General features: G+C 43.8%; 14 protein-coding genes. 11 read left to right on the top strand and 3 right to left on the bottom strand.

Going from position 1 to position 18,934, the window contains the following annotated elements; all coding sequences use genetic code 11:
• Nucleotides 1–32: 32 nt before the first annotated feature.
• The 11 genes from Q5691_RS18855 (at nucleotide 33) to Q5691_RS18805 (ending at nucleotide 12,351) form a co-directional block, all read left to right on the top strand.
• On the top strand, nucleotides 33–338 hold the full coding sequence (locus Q5691_RS18855; RefSeq protein ID WP_333346292.1) for a competence protein CoiA family protein: 306 nt from the start codon (nucleotides 33–35) through the stop codon (nucleotides 336–338).
• Nucleotides 339–433: 95 nt separating this feature from the next.
• Entirely contained in the window at nucleotides 434–589 is a 156-nt protein-coding gene (locus Q5691_RS18850; RefSeq protein ID WP_333050788.1) for a hypothetical protein, read from the top strand.
• Between the two features lie 272 nt (nucleotides 590–861).
• The gene (locus Q5691_RS18845) at nucleotides 862–2,436 is read left to right on the top strand and encodes a reverse transcriptase domain-containing protein (protein ID WP_333312373.1); all 1,575 of its coding nucleotides are present in this window, start codon (nucleotides 862–864) and stop codon (nucleotides 2,434–2,436) included.
• A 599-nt stretch (nucleotides 2,437–3,035) separates the two neighbouring features.
• Nucleotides 3,036–4,697: a group II intron reverse transcriptase/maturase gene (ltrA, locus tag Q5691_RS18840; RefSeq protein ID WP_333346289.1), complete on the top strand. Its 1,662-nt coding sequence runs from the start codon at nucleotides 3,036–3,038 to the stop codon at nucleotides 4,695–4,697.
• 184 nt (nucleotides 4,698–4,881) lie between these two features.
• Nucleotides 4,882–5,490, top strand: coding sequence for a GIY-YIG nuclease family protein (locus tag Q5691_RS18835; RefSeq protein ID WP_333346287.1), 609 nt, complete (start codon nucleotides 4,882–4,884; stop codon nucleotides 5,488–5,490).
• 750 nt (nucleotides 5,491–6,240) lie between these two features.
• Nucleotides 6,241–6,627: a hypothetical protein gene (locus Q5691_RS18830; protein ID WP_333346284.1), complete on the top strand. Its 387-nt coding sequence runs from the start codon at nucleotides 6,241–6,243 to the stop codon at nucleotides 6,625–6,627.
• 972 nt (nucleotides 6,628–7,599) lie between these two features.
• Nucleotides 7,600–7,806, top strand: a complete 207-nt coding sequence (locus Q5691_RS18825; RefSeq protein ID WP_333346281.1) for a CopG family transcriptional regulator — start codon at nucleotides 7,600–7,602, stop codon at nucleotides 7,804–7,806.
• Between the two features lie 112 nt (nucleotides 7,807–7,918).
• A complete protein-coding gene (locus Q5691_RS18820) occupies nucleotides 7,919–8,191 on the top strand; it encodes a hypothetical protein (RefSeq protein WP_333346278.1) in 273 nt (90 codons plus the stop codon).
• Nucleotides 8,191–11,325, top strand: coding sequence for a DUF3987 domain-containing protein (locus tag Q5691_RS18815; protein WP_333346275.1), 3,135 nt, complete (start codon nucleotides 8,191–8,193; stop codon nucleotides 11,323–11,325). The genes Q5691_RS18820 and Q5691_RS18815 overlap by 1 nt, the downstream gene beginning before the upstream one ends.
• Before the next feature lie 233 nt (nucleotides 11,326–11,558).
• Nucleotides 11,559–11,804 (top strand): hypothetical protein, encoded by a 246-nt coding sequence (locus tag Q5691_RS18810; protein ID WP_333346273.1) that lies wholly within the window; start codon nucleotides 11,559–11,561, stop codon nucleotides 11,802–11,804.
• 298 nt (nucleotides 11,805–12,102) lie between these two features.
• On the top strand, nucleotides 12,103–12,351 hold the full coding sequence (locus Q5691_RS18805) for a hypothetical protein (RefSeq protein ID WP_333346271.1): 249 nt from the start codon (nucleotides 12,103–12,105) through the stop codon (nucleotides 12,349–12,351).
• 538 nt (nucleotides 12,352–12,889) lie between these two features.
• Here the strand turns inward: Q5691_RS18805 and Q5691_RS18800 are convergent.
• From Q5691_RS18800 to Q5691_RS27755, 3 genes are all read right to left on the bottom strand, one after another.
• Nucleotides 12,890–17,341 (bottom strand): CHAT domain-containing protein, encoded by a 4,452-nt coding sequence (locus Q5691_RS18800; RefSeq protein ID WP_333346270.1) that lies wholly within the window; start codon nucleotides 17,339–17,341, stop codon nucleotides 12,890–12,892.
• Between the two features lie 123 nt (nucleotides 17,342–17,464).
• Nucleotides 17,465–18,316 carry a hypothetical protein gene (locus Q5691_RS18795; RefSeq protein WP_333346267.1) on the bottom strand — a complete coding sequence of 284 codons (852 nt, stop codon included), beginning with the start codon at nucleotides 18,314–18,316 and terminating at the stop codon, nucleotides 17,465–17,467.
• Between the two features lie 421 nt (nucleotides 18,317–18,737).
• Nucleotides 18,738–18,794 carry an AgrD family cyclic lactone autoinducer peptide gene (locus tag Q5691_RS27755; protein WP_445305838.1) on the bottom strand — a complete coding sequence of 19 codons (57 nt, stop codon included), beginning with the start codon at nucleotides 18,792–18,794 and terminating at the stop codon, nucleotides 18,738–18,740.
• Between the last annotated feature and the right edge of the window lie 140 nt (nucleotides 18,795–18,934).

Raw genomic sequence — 18,934 nt, 5'->3', positions numbered from 1 at the left:
TACAAAACCGGCTCAAAGGAGAATTATTGACAATGTGGCTTAAATTTGGTGTTGCTCTCAGTGGCGAACTGGCGAGCATTGATGAAGTTGTGCGCGGAAAAACTCAACTAACTTGTCTCTACTGTGGCGGCGGACTGACAGCAAAAAAGGGTTCGGTGAAAGAACATCACTTCGCGCACACCGGGGAAACTTGTAAACCAGTTTCGCAGCGGATGAAAAGCAAAGCGTTTCCATCGCTGCCCCTTTACGATAATTTCACCATCCAGCTTAAGGGTGAGGAATTGGAACAGTTAAAGGTGCTGTGGAAGTGCGATTCGTTGATTAGTGAATCTCGGTAATCAATCCGTAAATAACTAATCCAGTGAAACTTGACCCCTAGGTTGAGCACTGAACTCTCAGATTGATGAAGGTGCAAGTCCTTCCCGCAAGATTCATGCGTGACTCCTTATCTGCTCACACCGACCAAGCTCAATTCTTGGAGAGTGAAGCTGGGAACAGGGCACAATCAGACGGCTGTTATGGGCTGACACTGGTGCTAACAGGGAGTTCCTACGGTGAAACCGAGCCTAAAAAAGTAACTTACACTTAGGCAGGGCATAACTTAAAAAACCCTGACCTCATCAGAGCTAAAGCCCGACGCATCATTTCCACAATAGCGTCCAGAATCTTGGGTTTCTGATAGTTAAATTGGCTACACCTAACGGAACAATCAATCATCTGAGGGAACGAATAAAAACGACTTGAGAGTCATGGATACGTCGATTTCCATGTAGGTAAGATGAGATACGGAACTCTCTCAAGACGGGTAGGATGCGAAGTAATTTTCGCAAGGTATTCAGAAAACACTCAACAGAGCAGAGCATGATTAGACACAGTAGTAATACCAGTGAATCTTGGAAGAATCTACCGTGGAAGAAGTTCCGCAAAGATTTATTTCGCCTACAAAAGAGAGTGTTCAAAGCGGTTCAAGCAGGAAACAAGCGGAAAGCGCAGTCTCTGCAAAGACTTATTCTGAAATCCAAAGCTGCTAGATTCCTAGCAATTCGACAAGTAACACAGCTAAACGCTGGCAAGAAAACAGCAGGTGTTGACGGTGTAAAATCTCTCGGCTTTACAGGACGTTTCTACCTAGAAACAATACTTAAAGAGTCGGCAGGTAATTGGCATCATCAAGGACTACGGGAAATCCCAATCCCAAAAAAGGACGGGACAACCAGAATGCTAAAAATCCCAACTATCGCGGATAGAGCTTGGCAATGCCTCGCTAAATACGCTTTAGAACCAGCACACGAAGCAACATTCCATGCTTACAGCTACGGGTTCAGAGCCGGACGCTCCGCGCACGATGCACAGAAAATCCTGTTCAACAATCTAAGAAGCTACTGTAATGGAATGGAAAAACGAGTGATCGAACTCGACATAGAAAAATGCTTCGACAGGATTAGTCACACCACCATAATGGACAACTTAATTGCGCCCAAAGGTATCAAGCTCGGAATCTTCCGATGCCTAAAAGCTGGGGTCAACCCCGATTTCCCGGAACAAGGAACTCCTCAAGGTGGGGTGGTGAGTCCCCTATTAGCCAACATCGCTCTTAACGGGATTGAAAGTATTCACAGATACCATAAGGATGGATTTAGAATAACTGGCAAAACCCCAGCGTCAAACATTGTCGAAACATCAATCCGTTATGCGGATGATATGGTGATAATGCTTAGACCTCAAGACGATGCAGTCAAAATACTTGCCGAAATTGATAATTTTTTAGCAGCAAGAGGAATGATGGTAAGTGCTAAGAAGACCAAGATTACCGCTACGACAGATGGATTCGACTTTCTCGGCTGGCACTTCAAAGTGTTAAGCGACGGAAGATTTAAAAGCTACCCCTCAGTGGATAATTTTAAAAAGTTCCGTTTGAAGGTAAAGAACATCGTTAATTGCTCGAATTATGGTTCTAAGGTAAAAGCCGAAAAGCTAGCACCAATAGTTAGAGGATGGAGAAATTACCATAGGTTCTGTGATATGTCAGGAGCAAGGTTTTCACTTTGGTTCTTAAATCACAGAACATACACGGTATTTAACAAGGAATCCAAAAATACCAGAGAATCAAGCGTTAAGCTTGTTAAGAAGGCATTTCCAACGGTTCCTTACTCCGAAAACAAACACATCTCCGTCAAAGGGGATAAATCGCCCTATGACGGAGATTTAACTTATTGGAGCGAACGCAATAGTAAGTTATACGATGATTTGACCTCTAAAGCCCTTAAAAAGCAAAACCATTCATGCGGTCATTGTGGGATGAAATTTATGAGCGACGAGCGAGTAAATCTACATCACATCGACGAGAATCATGATAACTGGAAACCTAAAAATCTTCTAGCAATCCACGAATCCTGTCATGACTACTCACACATGAGCAAAAGGGTCACTCCCTAAGAATATCGGGAGCTGGATGCACGGAAACGGGCACGTCCAGTTCGTGCGGTTCGTTGATTGAAACCAAAGTCTCATAAAACTTAGGAGGAAAATCGTCTCTACACCGCCTTGAGTGCAAACTCAGAAATATAGTAGAGATAACTTTAGTTTAGTGTGAGTGCGTCAAACTCAAATTTGACAAGTCTTACCCGCTAGGAATGGCGTGATGCCAAAACTGCCCACATGGATAGAGAACAAACTCTAAAAATGAAGCTGGGGACAGAACGAGAATAACAAACCTGAGATGGTAGCAACTCGTATAGGTAAGTAGTCAAGGTTAAACATTAGTTGAACTCTCGGAAAAAGCGTCTGAACGTGAACGACCGAAATCAAGGTCGAACAACGACACAACATAACACTTCAAGTGTGAAAATACCCGCATTATTTTGAACTGGATAAATGCAATTCTGGGAAATCGTGGGCGAAATGAGAGAACCTAAAACTACAAAACAACTAAACCGAGGAACGAATAAAACGGCTCTTTCAACCTTCAAGTTGAGAAAATTACTTCCTCAAATTGTGGACTCCTTAAATAAGGGTTAGCGGGTAGAGTTGGTAAGATGTACTCAAAAATTCAAGAAATCAGGACTCTTGGACAACTGGGTACGGTTTACATAGAAAATGTTCATTCAGGCGTAGAGAATGTTATGGCAACGGAGTTAAATCCAGTTGATAAATGGAAATCAATTCCTTGGCGCAAGCTGCGGAAAATTGTGTTTCGCCTACAAGTGAGAATATTCAAGGCTCAAAAGAACGGTAACGTGCTCCTAGTGCGTAAGCTTCAGAAACTTTTATTAAGCTCCAGAGCAGCGAAATTGCTTGCTATTCGGCAAGTGACACAGTTAAATACTGGACGGAAAACCGCAGGGGTGGACGGAAAGAAAGCCCTCGAACCCTCACAAAGACTGGCACTATTTGAAGTGTTAGTTAAGAACTGGAAGCAATGGAAACATCAGCCCCTAAAGCGAGTGTATATTCCCAAAGTAGACGGAAATAAAAGAGGACTAGGAATCCCGACCATTAGCGACAGAGCATATCAATGTCTCATCAAATATGCCTTGGAACCCGCAGCAGAAGCTACGTTCAACGCTCATTCTTATGGGTTTAGACCTAGCAGAAGCTGCCATGATATCCAGAGACAATTATTCAATAATCTAAACTCTAGCAGTAATGGGTTAGAAAAAAGAATTTTGGAATTGGATATTGAAAAATGTTTCGACAAGATTGACCACAAATTCTTAATGCAATCAGTCCAACTACCAAAGGCAGCAAAACAAGGGGTATTTAGGGCAATAAAAGCTGGAGTCAGAGGAGAATTTCCTTCATCAGAATCCGGTACGCCCCAAGGGGGAGTTTTCAGCCCATTACTAGCAAATATAGTCCTTCACGGATTAGAAAATGTTGGTCATGAGGTTAGATTAAAAATCAGAAATGGTGGCAGATACATAGACACTATTACTGGATTTCGTTATGCGGATGACGTTGTGTTTATTCTGAAACCAGAAGACGACCCTGAGCCCCTCCGAGGATACATTGATAAATTCTTGGAAACAAGAGGATTAAAAGCTAAAGAAGCCAAAACCAAAGTCGTACATAGTACAGATGGTTTCGACTTCCTTGGGTGGAACTTCTCAGTTAAGCCCAATGGTAAATTCATTTCAACACCAAGTCAAAAAGCTACAATTAGCATTAAGGCAAAAGTTAAAGAAGTGATAAAAGATAGTCGTTTCACTCTCGAGCATCGAATCAACAAGTGTGGTTCGGTGGTAAGAGGGTGGAGAAATTACCATAGATTCTGCGATATGAGTCAACACGACCTGTGGCCACTGCACTATTGGTTATGGAAATTCATTCGGAAACAAGGAAGATACAACCGTTATCAAACCAATAAGGTTATAAAAAGAGCAATTCCTGCGGTTAGTTGGTCAGCCTGCAAGTTTGTCATTGTCAAGGGACATAAATCACCCTATGATGGCGATTTTGTTTATTGGTCAAAACGAGAGAATGCTAACTACGATGGAATAACGGCACGACTTCTCAAGAAACAGAACCACAAATGTACAGAATGTAATCTATCGTTCATGTCAGGTGATATTGCGGAACTACACCATATCGACGGCAACCATAACAATTGGAAACCTATAAATTTGGAAGTTCTACATCGTGAATGTCACCAGCATCAGACCGTTCATGGTCAGGTGAGAGTCCGAACAGCGGGTTAAACCCGACTTATTAGGTGTCAGACTAGGAGCCGGATGCAGTGAAAGCTGCACGTCCGCGTTCTGAAGGAGAGGTGTCCTGTGGTAACACAGGCATCGACTCTAATTAACTGAGAGGTGCTGGGGATAATACCCCACATCGACTCAACCAGAGTACGGGGCCCAAAAGCGATCGATTCCCAAAGACTTGGTAAACTTTCGGTGGCAGTTGAAAGGATTGTTGGAATCAGAGGGCGATGGCTCTTATCAATTCACTAACCTCGGTAAAATCCCCGTCGGCGCGCTTCCCCTGGTGTTGTTCAACCAAGTCCAAGAACCTTTGCTGGTGTCGGAGCTGGCTTCGTTGGAAGGTTCTGTAGAGATTGCTTTATCTGCGGGGTTATCCTGTTTGGATGAACGGCGGGCTGACTTGCTGATTTATCGAGCGCAGCTTCGTCGGATTCTGGTGAATTCGCTCTATTTTCTTGAGATCAAAGCTGACGGCAACATATTCTATAAAATTGGGGTGACAACTCGATCGATCGAGGAACGCATCGCCGAGGTGCAGCGGGATGTGAAAGCGCATTACTCGGATGTGGTTGTTAATTTGCTGGGACTTTGGGAACATCGGGGGAATGTGGAACTGTACTTCAAACATCGGTATCAACCTTTTAACTACCGGATTGGCAAGCTGACGGAGTATTTTGCCTTTCCGTTCGTCAAGGTCGTGCTGCAAGATTTGTATGAAATGAAGCCCAAAACTTTGAGTAATGTTGAGGTCGATGTTCTCAGCTTGTGCGATCGATCTCCGCGTTAAATCGCCACGAAGCTTTGAAGCTGTTAAATAAACATTGGTCACAATTCCGTCACCTGAACATTGCAGACTCGGCGTTAGTAAAGCCTGATAATTTTCTTTTAAACAGAACTTCCCCCGCCTGCTCGCTATCGTTCCGGCCCAAACCAATAGGGGGTGAGACTTTCCGGGTTTTGGAAAATCTTTTACATGACTACAAGTCCTGAAAACCCTTACGTAGCACGGTTTTTTCTCCATAGATTTAGTCTGTGTCTGAAACCGAAAAACCAGTATTTGTTAGGGGTCGCGTCCATGAGTCAGTGAGAGCGCGCTTTAAAGCAGCGTGTGGTTTACAGAGACGCGACATGAGAAGTATTAGAAGAGCTAATAAACAGAGGGCTAGAACAATATGAAACTCCCGCTTTGCCAGCAACAGCAGCAAAAACCAAGCGTAGCAAGGCAGGTTAACCCGCAATTCACGCCCATATCACAAATAAGCCAAAAATGAAGCGTTTGCTGATCAAGCGTGGGAGGGTGGGGGATGTTGGAAGTGATCGGCTTCTCAACTTTTTCACTATATTTTTGAACAGCTTAAAAACTTACTTTGAATAATTAACTCTATATTGCAACGCTCAATCGGACTTTTTCACTACTTAGTCCATATTTTTTTCTGGAGGTAACAACCCCATTAGAGGCTAGACAAGGTAAGGCGTTGGGCCACTTGTACTTTTTTAAAATAAGCCCCTTCAAAGGAGCGACGACTTATTATAAATTATGTTACTTCTATTTTATCAGACGCATTTCCAACAACACTTAACTCGTACTCAGTTTTTAGTCTTACGTATCCTCCTCAATCTACTGCAATCGTCCAGACAAGTTAAGTTGGAGCAATTAGCCCTCTGGTTTCCCTACCCGATTACCGCCGAAAGCCGACATCGGAAATTACAAAGGTTCTTGAATTTACCTCAATTAACCGGAACGCCCGATTGGGTATCTCCTGATAACTTATTAATTTACGCCCTATTGCCAAATGAGTCAGACTTTATCAATGGTCATCGATCGCACCCAATGGGAATATATAAACATACTCTTGGTTTGCCTGGTGGGAAAGAAGAGAGCTATCTCTTTATCCTAGCCACTGTTACCCAAGCCTTGAAGTAGTAATTCAACAGAACAAAGGGATGCGAGCTAAGAAATTTTACCCCTCTTAAAAGGTTATAAAATAGTGGTTTTAAGAAACGCCTGAATTTTGCTTTGTTGAGCTGGCTAGCTGGCTCAGGAAGGCAGGTGTATGTTTTTGTTTACGGCTTAAATGCTCTGTTTGTATCGAAACCCAATCTAAAATGTAGCAGCCGTTGAAGGAGGTAGAATTAGTTTCCAAAAATTTTGTCTATTTCCTTAGAGTCTAAGTCAGAAAGAGTCAACCGACAGGGGGATTTGATGGGCTTGTAAATAAAGAAAATTATTTAGGAATATCGGTTAACGAGGGTTGATTTATCCTGACCAGTTTAGGCTCTTTAAGCGATTGCAATCGGTGCCTATCCTTCATCATATGGGAAGTGAAAACAGTTTCCTTGATTAGAGAAGGAGAGGTTATTTTTTAGAGTAAACAGGCTTAAAAGGTAAGCGACTGATGGCTCTCATTTTATTAATAGCACTCGCTTATAATAATGCTGCCGTTCAAGGGAAAACGCTAAATTTAAATCGGTCAAAAAGTATAGTGTTCATTCTAAAGAATCAAAAAAAAGTATCAGAGACGGAGTGCCTTTGGCAGCGGTCTAGATAGCCAACAAGGGGTTACATACCTAAACAAATATACCGGAGCAGTTCAAGACTTAATGAAATTAACCCCGAATAAGCGCCACTTTTATCAAGAGAGATGAGGGCTGTAACTCAGATTATGTCTAAATCTTAGCTCTCTTTTTTACCTACCAGTATGTTTTCTTAGCCAATTACCTGTTTGTCTGTATTTGTCACAAAACTTAGTAAATAAACCTGAAAAAGTTCAATGTTCGCTCTGTTGGTTTTTTGAAAAAAACCTGCTAAATTGAGCTTATTATCTGCCGCTCATACCTGCTAAGGGTATAGAATATGATGTGAGAATTGGTAGAAAGTAAAGTTAAGAAGGTGCTTATGCTTCCATGGATCAGGCAATTGAGAGTGACTCTCGCGCTCTCGCCGGAATTAACCAAGGCAATTCATGAATATGCAGTGCCTTTTGAAGTGTCTCGATCTGCCTTTGTAGAGGAGGCAATGTGGCTTTACCTAGATCACCTAGATAAATACGCCAATTCGGGCGCCAAAGTACAATCTCATAACAAAGAAGCACTGACAGCATAAGGCTTTCAGTGCTTCTATTGTTAGATTAAATAAACCTTTAACGTTTGTCTATCAAACTTGCCGGAGAGACGACAAACGTTAGCAAATCAGTCATGTCGACAGCAAATTTGTCATGTACACCTCGCTAATAGTTACTCTCATCATGCCATACTTTGAAAAAAGAATAAAGCGCTTCTTGGGCGCTGTTTTGACGGTTGATGCTATAGATGATACCGCTAGCTGTAGCGGTACTATCAAGCAAATTGTGAAGTTTAGCGCTACCCATAGCGTAAAAATCCCTTTCGATTCCCTCTATGACTCAATCATAACGCAATCCTTCCTAACTACAGCACTTAACCGGGATTTCTCTGCTATCGGTTTTGAAGCGATCGGGGGAGTAGCGTAATGGTAGCCAATTTTTCTAAAAAATCAGGCAGCTTAATCCCTGTAACTAAAGCAAACCCTTGCCCGCACTGTGGTAAACCAGACTGGTGCTACTCGATCGGCGAGCTTTCAGTCTGCAAACGCGAGCAGCCGCCCGCTACTGGCTGGGAAGCCACAAGCAAGGCAGACAAAGACGGTCACGTTTACTATGCCCGCCCGCAAGAAAAAAAAGCAATCCGTCCCCGTGGAACTCGTTACTGGGTATACAACGACCGCAACGGTTCCCCACTCATCCGCGTTGTGCGATTTGATGACGGGAAAGGTGGCAAGAATGGCAAGGGTGACGCTGACTGGACTCAACAAAGCTGGGGTAAGTGCAAGAATACGCGGGAGATGGGTTGGATAGGTGGCACCGAAGGAGTTGAGCGTGAGAATATTCCTGTTTACCGCTACGCCGAAGTCAGAGAGGCGATCGCAAATAATGAACTAATTTTCATTGCTGAGGGTGAGGATAATGTCGATCGATTGTGGGCGCTAGGCTTTGCTGCTACCTGCAATCTTGGCGGCTCTGGAAAATGGCGAACCTCTGACACAAACGATTTACAGGGTGCAAAGGTTGTGATTATTCCCGATCGCGATGAACCGGGCATCAAACACGCCGAACTTTTGCACCAGGAATTCCCCGATGCCCTTTGGCTTTATCCATACCCAAACTCTAAAGCTTGGGAAAACTTGCCCAAAAGTAAAGGGCTAGACATGGCTGACTGGATTGAACAACACCAGATAACGGCAGAGGACATCAAAGGGGCGATCGGCGAGAAGAAAGTTTTCAAGACTCCGACTCCACAGGCAGCATCAAATGTTGTCCCTCTGTTCCCGGAAATTTCAGAGCTAGGCGGCGACATTGACGCGCTCATAGAAGCCAATTTGAGGAAATCCGAGCTAACCCTTAAAGTCGCTACACTTTCTGAAAAGTATCGACAATCTCCTGCAATAATTTGGAAGATTTATCAGGAAAAAGAAGAGGAATTACAACAGCAAAACAATCAGGATTCTATAGCATCCGAGCTTGCTCAATTACTTGCTTCAAAATCTGTAAAAATAAACCTGCTAGAAATCTTTCCTCAAGGATTAGCAGAAGGAATTACACGATTAGCTAAAACACTCAATATCAAGGCTGAATGCTACGCGCTGGCTCTACTCACCCAAGTTTCTGCACTCTTGAAACCGGGTACTAGCACAATGCTTTACCCTCAAACTAACTTCAAAGTTTGCCCTAATTATTTTGGTGCAACAATAGGGGAAAGCTCACAGAAGAAAACTCCGATCAAGGTGGCTGTAATTAGCGAACCAATGGAGCAATTAATTGACGCTGGTATACAATCCTTTGAAGCTGCAAAAATTGCTTATGAGGAAGAATTCAACCTTTGGAAAAAGAACACGGAAGCTGATAAAGGCTTGATGCCTAAGCCACCAGCACAACGGATTTACCACATAACAACTGCAACAGGTGAATCCATACCAAAGCAAGCCGCAAGGATGCCAGACCAATCATTGCTATGGGTAGCTGATGAACTTGCCGGAACATTCAAATCTGCCAACCAATACCGAGGCGGGAAGGGCTCAGACGAGGAAGATTTACTCGAATATTGGAGTGGCGGCGGGGCTGCTGTGCTACGGGCTGAAGGGTTAACGGTCAACGCTCGCAGAATTGGGTTATCAATCTTTGGAAATATTCAGCCAAAAGTATTAGCGCAATTCCTCAAAGACGGCAACGACGATAACGGCAAGTTTGCACGGTTTGACTTTGTACAGCAACCATTAGCTGCTACAGAGCTATTCGAGGACGCGCCAAACGTGAATATCTCTCCTATGCTGGCAGACCTGTACAAACGCCTAGACCCGTTACCCGCGCAAAAATTCAAGCTAGATAAAGAAGCTCGGAAAGCATTTATTGCATACAACAATCAATGCGAGCGCGAACGAATCAACCATCCTAAGCAGGGGATGCGAGCAATGCTGGGTAAGGCTCCTGAGAAAGTGGGCAAAGTTGCCACTATCCTACATTGCATTGATAGTGCGTTCAGATGTGTTGAGGTTTCAGAAAGCATTCCCGTTGAAATCGTACAAGCTGCTATCAAGTGGGTCACATACACCACAAGCCAAGCTTTGAGCGTAAATCTAGAAATTTGCGATGCCACAGCACTTGCCCCAAATCTAGACAAGATTATTTCTTTAGCAAAGAAGAAAGGGGGGACGGTTAGTGCTCGCGACGCTCAAAATAGTTTTGATCACAAGCTCAAGATTAAGTCGCAGCAAGTAAAAGAGTGGTTTGCCCAGCTTGAGGCAATGAAGTACGGGAAAGTGACCACAGTTAAAAAATCGGTTTTATTTACTCTGGCTACGGACAATGACGCTACTGTAGTCAACTGTAGTCAGACTGTAGATAAAGAGAAACTACAGTTGGAATCCTTACACCACAAGGGTTTAATACCTACTGTAGTCACTGTAGTCAGTGATTACCCACCTTCAGGAAAATCAAACAATCAATTACTGGATTCACAAAATCAATCTCCAACTACACCTACAGTGACTACAGTAGTCTCAAACGTAGAGCCAGAAAGGATTGAGGTTGACTACAGTACGCCAAAACCTTTGACTACAGTAACTACAGCCAGCACAGAACCAGAAACAGTACCGCCAGCATCGCTGATCGCGCCGCCGGAGCCAGAAACAGCACCAACAGCACCAACTGTACCAACAGTCGCACCCATCGCAGATGAGTTGCCGTCACCGACAATCATCAAAAACATTCGAGAAGCCATCGCCAACATTGACCAAGCTGCTGCAAAGATTACTTGGCAGAAAATCAAAAACTCGGCAACTCAGAAGGAAGCGGTAAAAGCAGATCTGGAGCCTGATGAAAATCTGAATTTCCGGCTGCTGCTAAATACTGGCTGGCTCAAGGGTACGCAGGTACGGTACACCGGAACGAAATTTGCGGAACAGTATGCGGGTATCGAATTAACGGTTGAAGATTTGCGAGACCGGAACGGAATTACCTGCCGGAAGCCTGACGGAAGCTACACCGCCGACATGGATAAGGAGGATTTAGAGAAGCTTGAGCAGCCGGAGGTGGTTGGAGATGTCGAATAATTTAGTCGCTGTCTGATCGCCCGCGCCCGCACAGACAGACCCCGCCACCCACGCCGAATGCCTAGGATTTGTCCGATCGCTGTTTGCTGCAAACGATCAGCAAACAGCGATCAACATCAAAAAGGTATTAGCTGAAGTTTGCCAGAACGGGTACGCCGATCCAGACGCCATCTGGGCTGCACTTACCCGAACCGAACAGCACCAATTTAAGGAATTACTAGCACCGCCGCCCCTTGCCCGCGATATTTGCCCGTCGCATTAGGGAGACTATTGGCTACCAGTCCCCGGCGGTTGCTGGTGCGGTTGAGACTGATTTGGAAAGGGCGATCGACCGTGGCGAATTGGTGGCGGCGGATTTGGTGGAGGTTGTCGGCGATCGGCACTTCCTAGATTTTCAGGAATTGGTCGCGCGTTGCCCAAAATATTTTAGCGAACTCTCCGCACCGTCGATCGAAGCCACCACCAGGAAAATTAGCTAATTTTTGTGTGCCCTAAAGTCAGCCATTTGCAGTATAAAATCAGGCGGAAAGCTGTACAAAATCAGTGAGATCCAGGTATTTGCAGGGGCTGCACTCTACCTGTATTTACCCGAAAATATCCTGCTTTCCGTCTGCAATTTCTTGCCAAATTACTGCTTTTTGGTGTGGAGCGTGCATTTGTTTGTTGAGGTCGGTTATCGCTGTTCTCTCTCGGTAGCAAGCAATGTTTTTGTGATCACAAACCTGACTTTTACGTGTAAACAAAAAATAATGCACCCTGATGAATGGGGAATCCTAGGTGTCAAGGCGCTTGATTTTTAACCGCTCTTCGGCTGTGGCGGTTACTCACATTGCTCCTGCTGTTGTGGCTGCTTTTGTGGCAGCACAGGCATCAATTGCTGCCGTCACACCTGGGCAGCGAGTGATCAGCTTGAGCGACAGCTCGATCGCCCACAACGGAGCTCATAGAATCAAACAGGCGATCAACTACCCATCTCGCGCCGTAGCTTCAGCTATTGAGGAGGATTTTGCAGCATGGAAAGTCTAGAAAGGATTAGTGAAGCGTGGGAAAAAAAGTAGGCATGACTTGCCCCAATTTGGATAAGTAAGTCCGGAAATCTCCCAAAATATATTGGTATGAAGGTAGGTTAAATGCAGAGTCTCTAAAGTGCCTTAAAGACGAGAAAGTTTGTACTCGTTGTAGGTAGTTTAGAAAAATCAATTTCCCAATCTAGGACTTTAAACTGGTACGGCTAGGTCAGGATACAGAATATTTTTAATTTTTATTTGACTCTCTAGCTTTTAGAAGTGGGGTGTCATTTTCAGGCGACGGCGAATCAAGTACCTTGGGAACAAAATTAGTCCCAAAAATCTAGCTTGCGAGACAAAAGCTAGATTTTTGAGTACAGAAGTGTATTTTCAAAAGTTAACACAGCAGACTTAACTATAAGCATTAAACTACAAACATTATAGTCACACCAGGTAAAACTATACAGGGCAAGAGTTTGACGTGAAATCACTCTTCAACGCTTCCACTAACTCCAATGGCACTGTTTCAATCGCATTTTTAAAAAAGGAACCCCACCTTAAGACAATCCTTGCGATACAAAACCCGCCCAATAATAAGGATTCTCGAACGGCAAATCCTCTTTACTGCATCGTTCTAATCGCTGCTGCTGCGCTTCTATTTTCCGCGCCGATTCAAGTAACTTTTGAGATTCTTCTTGATTCACCGCGCCCCGATGTTTTTCGATAATCGCTTCATGCAGTTCTTTGAGATGCTGTGTCAACGCACTTTGATATTTCTTCGCAAATTCTTTACCCCTTAAATTACGCAAGTTTTGCTGTGCTTTTTGCAGCGCTAAACTGCGCGACAACCCAGCCTCGCGCCCTTCGTAGTAGAACACAGACAGCATCGCACTTGCCAAATCTTCCACCGACCATAACGTACTGACTACACTCCTCGCACCGGCACAGAGAAATCCGGTGGAAAGCGTCAGTATCTCATCGGTAGCATCGGTAACAGAGAAATTGGTTTCGCAGTTGCAGGTGAACACATCCGACAAATCCGGCATTCGCCAACCGGGGGACAGCAATTGCCCCAGCTTCAATTCACCATCAGCCAGTTGCAGTGCGGATTCTAGGGGTTCGTTGAGGTGCGAGGCGGCATGGTGGCTGGTGTGGAGGATTTGCACTTGCCGCAACAGGTGTTTCACGCTGTCGATTTTGGCATCTTTGCCTTGCAGTCGCCGCGTGGGGGGAATTTGGTAGGTTTTTGCCAGGATTTCGCATTCGTAGCGGGTAAAGGGCAAGTCTTCGGTGGCATCTTCGACGATTCCCATTATCGGTTGCGGGTGCAGCGGCGGGCGATTGTGGCAATAGTTGAGAATTTGGCAACTGGCGACAACGCGGAGACGGAATTTATCGCCTAGATATTGAGTTGGGGGCAAAGTTGGTTGGGTTTTGGGTTTTTCCGCATTTGGGAGGATGATACCGCGTGTGGTGTTGGATTTCGCGGAAAGATCCCCCCCTAACCCCCCCTTATGAAGGGGGGGGACTGGAATTATTTCTGCTGCCTCTGTGCTTGGCAAAAGGGGCTCAGAAGTATCGCTTTCCTCTTGCACCCCCTTTGGTAAGGGGGGCTGGGGGGGCTCGGCAATGGGCAATGCCGCAAAGGGAATCTGATGCAACATTAAATGCGGCACTAAAATCAATTCTTCAATCCCATTCAAATAGTTAGCAATCAACTTATTGAGTTGCAACCGCCGAAAAAGTTCTGCCAAAACGCTCCCCATCTTGTCTTTCCATTCCCAGTTTCCTGTATTTCTGAATTCCACATAGGGAATCAACCAGTTTTTCCACAACCAATTTTGCAACACTTCTAAGCCTTGTCCTTTGCAGGTGAAGAGTTGAGGCAACCCATTTTTCAACAAAATAAAAATATGGGTGTCATTTTCAGTCGTATAAAAACTCAACAGCGCAGTTTTGTCGCTATCAATTAACTGCTGAATCTGGGATAAGTTTAACGGATCGACTTGGAGTTGTCCCGCCAAAACCGGATCGCGGCGGCGGAGTTCTTGCCAGGTTTGCTGTTTTTGGGCTTCTAATTGTTTGATGGCTTCCTCGTCTGCTTGCAAGCTTTCTGGGGTAGCGATACGCCTCGTACTTGCCAGTTCTTTTTCTGAGGCTTGATAGGCAAGAGCAAGAAAGTTAATTTGTTGTTGTATATCGTCGTATTTTTGCCAAGCTTGTTCGACTTCTGGGTCAATTTTTCCCTGCTCGAAATAGCGGTTGCTTGCCATGATATCGCCCAGAGTTTTAGAACGAGAGCGATCTGAATATTCAAGGGCTTTATCTAGTTGACCGTTGTTGATACAGGCTTGCACCATTTTTGCATAAACGTCGATAGCCTCTTCGAGGATTTCGTTGCGACGTTTGTCGGTAGTTGCCCAGTTGCGGCTTCGTTCAACGGATGCAATGGCTTTTTCGTAGCTTTCGATCGCAAGTTGCCAATTCTCGCTCTCAAATGCTAGGTTAGCTAAACTGCGACTTGTTCTGAGGCATTCAATAGGAAAAGCATCGGAAGTGTAAACTTGCAAAGCAGCTTGGTAAGCACTGAGTGCCTGTTCAATATTCTCAGCTTTATCTCCTTTTATTCTCTTTGCGTAAGCAAAACCGAGGTTGTTTTGAGCCATTGCCCAATTGAAGGGAAATGCTTCGATTGTGCAAACACTCAAAGCCTGATTATATAATGCAATAGCCTGTTCTATATTGTTAGATGTATCTCCTTTTATTCTTTTTCTGTAAACAGTTCCGAGATTGTTTTGAGTTGTTGCCCAATCTATGGGAAATGCTTCGAGTGTCCAGACTCGCAAAGCTTGATTATATAATGCAATAGCCTGTTCTATATTGTCAGATGTATCTCCTTTTATTCTATTTCCGTAAGCATTACCGAGATTGCTTTGAGTTATTGCCCAACTGATGGGGAATGCTTCGATTGTGTCAACGGTCAAAGCTTGCTTTAAACTGGCTATCGCCATTTCTATATTCTCAGCTTCCTCTCCTTTTATTCTCTTTGCGTAAGCAATACCGAGATTGTTTTGAGTTATTGCCCAATGTCTGGAGGATGCTTCGATTGTACAGACGCGCAAAGCTTGATTATATGATGTGATAGCAATTTCTATATTCTCAGCTTTATCTCCTTTTATTTTATCCACATAAGCAAGCCCGAGATGGTTTTGAGTCATTGCCCAATCGGAGGGAAATGCTTCGATTGTACAGACACGCAAGGCTTGGTTTAAAGTGGCAATAGCAATTTCTATATTCTCAGCTTTATCTCCTTTTTTTCTCTTCACATAAGCAAAACCGAGATTGTATTGAGTCCTTGCCCATTCGAGAGGAAATGCTGCGATTGTGTAAACGCGCAAAGCTTGGTTATATGCGACAATAGCAATTTCTATATTATCTGCTATATCTCCTATTATTCTGTCTTGGTAAGCAAGACCGAGATTGTATTGAGTCCTTGCCCAATCTATGGGAAATGCTTCGATTGTCCAGACTCGCAAAGCTTGGTTTAACGCTGCGATCGCGTTTTTAATATTTTCAGCTTTATCTCCTTTTATTCTGTCTCTGTAAGCAACACCGAGATTGTTTTGAGTTATTGCCCAATCTATGGGAAATGCTTCGATTGTGCGGACGCGCAAGGCTTGGTTATAAGATGCAATCTCTTTTTCTATATTTTCTGCTTTATCTCCTTTGAGTCTTGCCGAGTAAATAACACCGAGATTGTATTGAGTTCTTGCCCAATCTATGGGAAATGCTTCGATTGTGTAGACGCGCAAAGCTTGGTTTAACGCTGCGATACCTAACTCAATATTCTCAGCCTTATCCCCTTTTATTCTGTTAGTGTAGGCAACCCCAAGATCATTTTGCGTCGCGGCCCAATGGTGAGGAAAGGCTTGTGGGGTGAGAACTTGTAAAGCATGGGTGCAAGCAGCGATCGCTAACTCAATATTCTCAGCTTTGTCCCCTTTTATTCTGTTAGTGTAGGCAAGCCCAAGATTATGTTGCGTCATCGCCCAATGGTGAGGAAAGGCTTGTGGGGTGAGAACTTCCAAAGCATGGGTGCAAGCAGCGATCGCAAACTCAAGATTGTCAGCTTTGTCCCCTTTTATTCTGTTAGTGTAGGCAACCCCAAGATTATTTTGCGTCAGCGCCCAATGGTGAGAAAAGGCTTGTGGGGTGAGAACTTCCAAAGCATGGGTGCAAGCAGCGATCGCAAACTCAAGATTGTCAGCTTTGTCCCCTTTTATTCTGTTACTGTAGGCAACCCCAAGATTATGTTGCGTCAGCGCCCAATTTTCGGTATTTTTCTCACAGTTCTGCAGGCCAACTGTATAGCCAGCAATGGCAATTTCTTTATTGTTGGCGATGTTTCCCAGGGGGAATTTTTCAATGTCATTACTGATATTTTTAATTAAGGCGACAATCACTTCTGCATCTTCTGGTTGTTCGGAAATCCAGGCTGTCGCATATTCCTGTAAGATTTGGGCAAAATGTGCATCTAGTTTATTGAGATGCCGTTGCAAGACCTCATAGACCGCTTGGGAATTACCATTACTTTCGTATTCTGCATCTAACAACTCTTGCAGGAATGCAATATATTCTTCTCGCATCGCTGAACTTGAGGGAATACTATATACCCCAAGCAACAACCCAGCAATATTCATCAACCAATTAGCATTGTTAAAATTTTCCTCTATTCTCAAATCGTTTGCTACTTCTAACAATTCCTGCACGAATCCCTCATCTAATAAATCCTGATTTGCCTGCAATAATTCGCTTTCCTGTCCATCAGGGCAATTAAGGAGAGATAAAATTAGCTCGCGATAAGCTTGTATCCGTTGTTCGTCCATGCTGGGTTTCATTTGGAGTTTATAATTTTTACACAAAGTTTTTGATGTACCCGGATGAAACGACGGTAGATCGATATTTTTCATTTGTCCCATCACCCGCCAGCATTCAAATCTCTCGCTCATAGCGCAAGTCCTCTCAAGAGCACTAAAGAGCTAATTGTTCAATCTTTTAAGTCGGTTTAAACCGACTTTAGCTATTAGCCAGGGAATTGATTACCTGGCGGGTCATCGGTAGCAACCGTTGTCCTATTCAACAACCTCAAAACACTGATAAAAAACCTGCCAATTTTCCTTACCTTCCAAATAACTCCACAACTGAGAAAGCCGCGTCTCATCCCAAGTCGGAGCGTGGTTATCATCCCGCAAATCCAACCAATCAAAATCTAAAGTTTCATCCAACACAATCCCGACAAATTCCTCTTTACCCGGAGTATCAAATTCAATCCCTTTGTTATACTCATGCAAAATCGATCCATCTTGAGGTATCCACATCGCTTTACCATCAAGCTGACACTTAGGTGCAAAAGCCATCGAAGGTGTCAACACATATTTAGTTTCCCCTCCTTGATTCAGCAGCAGTAAATTACGACTGGAATGCTGCAATTCAATTCGCATCAAATAAGGAGCCTTAACTTGAAGCTGTCGTTGCTGGCGCGGCTGCGGGATGACTATTCCATTCCTGAGTTCCGGATTGAGAAAATCAATCCACTCACAATGCTTGTTAGCTTTCTCTACCAAACTTTGCCAAATCCACTTCATGCGAAACCAGCCATAAACAATTTTCCAAGGAGCTTCTTTTGGTTTACCTCTCCCCGGTGTCAGCTTGGCAATATCGATACCATCCGCTTGCATTTGCGCGCCGAATTTATCCTTAATTTTTTTAATGACATCGCCCAAAATTGGATTAATTGAACTTTCCGAAAAACCGCCGTTGAGTTCTGTTTTGATTAATTCCGCAATCTTGGTATGTTCGAGTTTGCGATTATCGGGATGAAACCGCAGCCCAAAGCATAATTTTTGCTCAGCGGAAGCGGTTTCGGGGAAAATATTTGTCGCGATATCTTCAAGAAAATCTATAAATGATTTTTGCTCATTCATAAAATACCTCCGAGTGGGTTCGAGCGATAAAGTTCTCCAGGAACCGGGTTTCTTTAAGAAACCAGGTTCCTTAACCAATATCTTCTATATTGTTATTTAAAGCATAGCATTGGTTTTTTAGAATGGCAGGGATAAGCCGCATTTCTTATTTAGTGCTATTTACGGTTATTTACCGTCTAATTATCAATATTTTGATTATTTTGATTTATTTATTAGATTTTTGGCAGGTATTTAACGATAAAAATATTCCATTTTCAGCTATTTTGACGCTTGTTAAAACAGTTAATATAAACAATTTGAGAACCGAAAAATGCTAAATGCTCCTCCCAGCGCTAAATTCTTAATCCTAATTGCTAAAATTCTCCTGCAAATCGGTCAAATTTGTATCGACCCTTACCTGGGCTGTGCGTTCAGTATTGCGTTAATCCTTGTAGAATGGCTGATAGAGAAAGACAAAACAGCAGGTACAAGCAGCGATAATGCTGAAGAAATCCCGTAAAGCTAGTGCGAGGCAAAAGTGCGATCGCTCTGAGATATTGCACCATTCTCAATTATCCCGAGCGCCTGAGATATTGCACCACTCTCAACAAGCATCAAGAAACCGGGTTTGGTTCGCTA

The organism is Microcoleus sp. w1-18aA5 (assembly GCF_036701705.1).
Classification (GTDB): domain Bacteria; phylum Cyanobacteriota; class Cyanobacteriia; order Cyanobacteriales; family Microcoleaceae; genus Microcoleus.
This window is presented reverse-complemented; position numbering and strand designations above follow the sequence as displayed.

What these genes read in the sequence shown, in the direction of transcription:
- Q5691_RS18855 (WP_333346292.1), top strand. Translation starts at nt 33, where the DNA reads ATGTGGCTTAAATTTGGTGTTGCTCTCAGTGGCGAACTGGCGAGCATT.
- Q5691_RS18850 (WP_333050788.1), top strand. Translation starts at nt 434, where the DNA reads ATGCGTGACTCCTTATCTGCTCACACCGACCAAGCTCAATTCTTGGAG.
- Q5691_RS18845 (WP_333312373.1), top strand. Translation starts at nt 862, where the DNA reads ATGATTAGACACAGTAGTAATACCAGTGAATCTTGGAAGAATCTACCG.
- ltrA (WP_333346289.1), top strand. Translation starts at nt 3,036, where the DNA reads ATGTACTCAAAAATTCAAGAAATCAGGACTCTTGGACAACTGGGTACG.
- Q5691_RS18830 (WP_333346284.1), top strand. Translation starts at nt 6,241, where the DNA reads ATGTTACTTCTATTTTATCAGACGCATTTCCAACAACACTTAACTCGT.
- Q5691_RS18825 (WP_333346281.1), top strand. Translation starts at nt 7,600, where the DNA reads ATGCTTCCATGGATCAGGCAATTGAGAGTGACTCTCGCGCTCTCGCCG.
- Q5691_RS18820 (WP_333346278.1), top strand. Translation starts at nt 7,919, where the DNA reads ATGTACACCTCGCTAATAGTTACTCTCATCATGCCATACTTTGAAAAA.
- Q5691_RS18815 (WP_333346275.1), top strand. Translation starts at nt 8,191, where the DNA reads ATGGTAGCCAATTTTTCTAAAAAATCAGGCAGCTTAATCCCTGTAACT.
- Q5691_RS18800 (WP_333346270.1), bottom strand. Translation starts at nt 17,341, where the DNA reads ATGAGCGAGAGATTTGAATGCTGGCGGGTGATGGGACAAATGAAAAAT.
- Q5691_RS18795 (WP_333346267.1), bottom strand. Translation starts at nt 18,316, where the DNA reads ATGAATGAGCAAAAATCATTTATAGATTTTCTTGAAGATATCGCGACA.